This is a genomic window from Methanobrevibacter sp., from assembly GCF_045577275.1.
Classification (GTDB): Archaea; Methanobacteriota; Methanobacteria; order Methanobacteriales; family Methanobacteriaceae; genus Methanobrevibacter.
In genome coordinates this window covers 1-1,784 of record NZ_JAZNIB010000183.1, presented here as the reverse complement: position 1 = coordinate 1,784, position 1,784 = coordinate 1, and the positions used below count along the sequence as shown (strand labels likewise).

The 1,784-nt window shown below is 34.9% G+C and carries 2 protein-coding genes and 1 pseudogene; all 3 read right to left on the bottom strand.

Annotated elements, in window-relative coordinates; genetic code table 11:
- Positions 1-331: pseudogene (locus ACKI67_RS05445) on the bottom strand (V-type ATP synthase subunit A); the annotation flags it as partial.
- Positions 328-645 (bottom strand): V-type ATP synthase subunit F, encoded by a 318-nt coding sequence (locus tag ACKI67_RS05440; RefSeq protein ID WP_407462412.1) that lies wholly within the window; start codon positions 643-645, stop codon positions 328-330. The pseudogene ACKI67_RS05445 and the gene ACKI67_RS05440, both read right to left, overlap by 4 nt.
- Positions 642-1,784, bottom strand: a 1,143-nt coding sequence (locus ACKI67_RS05435; RefSeq protein WP_407462411.1) for a V-type ATP synthase subunit C, incomplete at its 5' end; no start/stop codon positions are given. The genes ACKI67_RS05440 and ACKI67_RS05435, both read right to left, overlap by 4 nt.

Sequence of the window (1,784 nt, the reverse complement as noted above, 5' to 3'; positions counted from 1 at the left end):
AGTCTACATCAATACCTCTTGCAATAAAATCACCGGATTCTTCTCTGATGATTCTTAAAGGTCTTTGAATTCCGTCAAAAATGGAACTCATTACACCAGGACCAAGTTCTACAGACAATGCTCCACCAGTACATTCAACTACTTCACCCGGCTGGATACCGGCTGTTTCTTCGTATACTTGGATGGTCGCAGTGTCACCTTCAAGTTCGATGATTTCCCCAATAAGCTTTTCATCACCGACTCTAACCATCTCAAGCATCTGAGCCCCTCTCATACCATCTGCGATAATAACAGGCCCAGCAATCTTAATAATATTTCCTTCAATAATCATTTAACCATCTCTACCCCAATAACTCTTTTAATAAGTTCGTTTATTTGATCAGATGATCCTTCGGAGGACCCATCTTTATCAGGTATTTCAATTATCATTGGTAAAACGTTTGAACCGATTTTCCTATTAACATGGTCTCTTATTTCATTAGCCATTAATTGAGTAATGATAATAATTGAAATTTCTTCATCTAAAAATTTATCAAAAGCCGCAATAGCCTCTTCAGAAGTATTAACTACCTCTGCCCTTTTGACACCACCAAGTCTGAATCCGGATACAGTGTCAATATCACCTATAATTGCTACAGAACTCATATTAACATCTCCATGATTTTAGAATTAGGGAAGTCAACTTCTCTTTTTGCTCTTGCAATAATTTTTAAATTTTTAATTTCATTTTCTTTTTGACTTAAATAACCAATAATTGGACCAATACCTAATGGTTTTTTAGATGCTAAAGATTTTGAATAGTCAGAAGTGTAAACATCCAATGCTTTTTCGAATACGGCAACTGAACCGGTTTCATTATAAACTGGCATTACGTCAGTCAATGCATCAGCATATTTTGTTCCTTCTAAACCTGAAATTACATTTGTAACATCAGGAGATTCCATTAAATCTTTAAGTTTCCATTCACGTAATTGGTATCCTTCTTCTAATATATAAGGAGAGATTGCATCATAATCAAGGCCATCTTCTTTAGCCCTTATAATTAGTTTAAGATTAGCTACATCAACTTGAGTTCCAACATAGGAATATAAAATTTGTTTATTCTCATCGGATGGAACATCAGTGGAACGTAGTAATTTGCCTAAATAATATTTATCTAAAGCGGATTCTAATGGAAGAACCATATCAGTAGCTTCATATTGTGGAAGAGCATCTTCTAAAGCTTGCGCATATTCAGTGCCGTCTAAACTTGTAACAATGTCAGTTACATTATCAGCATCGGCTAAAGATTCCAAATCTTCATATAATGATCCGCAAGGAATTAATAATTCCCTTGTTTCATCACTTGTAAGTCCAACTTCCTTAGCAGTCAAAAGACTTTTGATATTGTCTATGTCTGCTTTTTTAGACATTACAACAAATGGATCTTTAATGTCTTTAGGAGCTAATCTTGCAACGAAATCATAAGTGTTTGCACGTTCAACGTCCAATGCCTTATCGAGTGGGTACTCATCTAAAACATCAGCGTATTCAGGAATGCCTCTGAGATAATTTTCAACTTCTTCAACATTGTTGGTTTCAACAATTTCAGAAATCTGTTTTTCATCAAATAGCCTTCCTTTTCTAGCTCTTACTCTTGCACTTGGGTTAAGATAAGGATAAATGTCCAAAATTGGTCTAGATGTAATGATTACAACGACTGCACCTACAACAAGTATTGCTATAATACAGAATACAAGAAATGTGTCTTGTGTAAGTCCAACAGAACTTATTAAGGTAGCAAT

What these genes read in the sequence shown, in the direction of transcription:
- ACKI67_RS05440 (WP_407462412.1), bottom strand. Translation starts at nt 645, where the DNA reads ATGAGTTCTGTAGCAATTATAGGTGATATTGACACTGTATCCGGATTC.